Origin of the sequence: Acinetobacter sp. YH16031 (assembly GCF_013417335.1) — a bacterium.
GTDB lineage: Bacteria > Pseudomonadota > Gammaproteobacteria > Pseudomonadales > Moraxellaceae > Acinetobacter.
In genome coordinates this window covers 1-1827 of sequence record NZ_VPED01000130.1, presented here as the reverse complement: position 1 = coordinate 1827, position 1827 = coordinate 1, and the positions used below count along the sequence as shown (strand labels likewise).

Annotated in this window: 3 protein-coding genes; 1 reads left to right on the top strand and 2 read right to left on the bottom strand. The window is 35.3% G+C overall.

What is annotated here, in order from left to right; translation table 11 throughout:
- Positions 1-38: 38 nt before the first annotated feature.
- Entirely contained in the window at positions 39-329 is a 291-nt protein-coding gene (locus tag FTV31_RS16570) for a hypothetical protein (protein ID WP_127801923.1), read from the bottom strand.
- Positions 329-970, bottom strand: a complete 642-nt coding sequence (locus tag FTV31_RS16565; protein ID WP_004728244.1) for an AAA family ATPase — start codon at positions 968-970, stop codon at positions 329-331. The genes FTV31_RS16570 and FTV31_RS16565 overlap by 1 nt, the downstream gene beginning before the upstream one ends.
- Positions 971-1314: 344 nt before the next feature.
- On the opposite strand from FTV31_RS16565, the gene FTV31_RS16560 reads away from it, so the two are divergent.
- The coding region (locus FTV31_RS16560; protein ID WP_180015736.1) for a replication initiation protein at positions 1315-1827 on the top strand (513 nt) is incomplete at its 3' end.

Genomic DNA, 1827 nt, shown 5'->3' with positions numbered 1-1827 from the left:
AAAGCATTAACTTATGTAAATTAAGTAACTTACGTAAGTTACTTAATTTTATCTAATACGATTTTTTGCAGTTCTTCAGCAGATAGTTTTTCTAGTTGACTAATAGCAGCTTTTAAAATGATAGAACGATTGGCCTTAGCAACTCTACAATTTACCAAAAGAGTATCTATTTGATGATTGACATCTTCAGTTAAAGAGAAGGTGTATCTTTTATAAGTTTGCTGTGTTGGCTCTATTTTCTTAACACGTTTGGTTGCACCCTGAATAAAGTCCTCGATTTTTTCTTCGTTTAAACTTTGCTCAGATTTTTTTAAGCCTTTAAGTGCCATTAAAGATCTCCTAAAAACTCTTTAGCAATTTGTTCAATTTCTTGTTTAGCTTTTTCATCAGATGACATTTCAAAGACAGATAATCCATTTTCATCAGCATCATCATAGATATTTCGATTACACGTAAAATTGTTAAGTGGAATCAAATCAAAAGATTCACATGCTTCTTTAGCGTCTAATATTCTTTGAAACTGACTTGGTAAAGTTGGACATTGAGTAATAACTGCTCGAGTATAAAGCTCTGGATTTACAGCTTTGGCTAATCGGATCAACTTTTCAACATGAACCAATGTTTTTAGATCACGTCTTTTAGGACGAAATGGCAATAACATATGAGTTGCAATAGTCATTGCTGAACGTAAAGCCTCAGAATCTTGACCACCTGCATCGATAATAATGTCTTGATAGCGTTTAGACAGGTCTAATAATATTTGACGGATATTCCCAGCAGCTTGTACTGAAGGAATACTTTCTACTTTATTGTTGTCATCACGTTCTTTAATCCAATCAGTAGTAGTACCTTGTGGATCAGCATCCAATAATAAAATATCTCTCTTTTTCGCTTGTAAATACACAGCTAAATTTTGGGCGAGGCAACTTTTACCGGACCCTCCTTTTTCACCACCAACTAAAATTATCATCTTGATTATTTAACTTACGTAACTTATTTAAAATTCATTATATAAAGTTTTCTATTTAGATCAATAGTTTATAAATAATAAGATTATTTAACTTGCGCAACTTACGTAACTATCTTGATAATTTATTATTTTATATAGTTTTATTGATTGAAATTTTTTGTTGATTAGTTATATTCTTACAAAAGAAAGCCCCGATGATTTTCAAACTTGGCGGAATGGAATCAATCGAGGCTCGTATCTTTAACAACAATAAGGAGATGAATCCGTCTTGTGTTTGTTATAATCATATACCACAAATTTAGTATATGCAAAGAACAAAAGGCGGTTTACTAAAGTGTAAACCCATGAATTATACAAAAAGTCACTCGACACTGACTAAATTTAGAACGGAATTGGGGACACAGCAGCAACTCGATCTATTCGAGAGTCTACCAAATAAACCATATTGCATGGATGAGAAGCCTGGCTACATGCTCATCCGTACTAAATCCATCGCGGTTAAAAAGCCCTACATTCAGATAAATTCACCCCTGACCACAATTTACTTTGTCTTTGACGATGACAAAGAAGATGCCGCTTTATCCTGGTTTGATGCCGGTTTACCTAAACCCTTTTGGACTACTCAAAACCCTGTTAATGGTCATAGCCATCATTGCTACAAGCTGGAGATACCGCTTTGTACCAGCGACTTTTCCAGCATTAAGGCAATCAAGTATGCCCAGGCGGTTTACTATGCCTATGCGCTCAAAATGGGGGCAGATCGCAACTATTCTCACCTCATTACCAAGAACCCCTTACATCCTCAATGGCGAACCACGTTCTGGACAGAGCGGGCTTATTCCCTGGACTACCTAGCG

What these genes read in the sequence shown, in the direction of transcription:
- FTV31_RS16570 (WP_127801923.1), bottom strand. Translation starts at nt 329, where the DNA reads ATGGCACTTAAAGGCTTAAAAAAATCTGAGCAAAGTTTAAACGAAGAA.
- FTV31_RS16565 (WP_004728244.1), bottom strand. Translation starts at nt 970, where the DNA reads ATGATAATTTTAGTTGGTGGTGAAAAAGGAGGGTCCGGTAAAAGTTGC.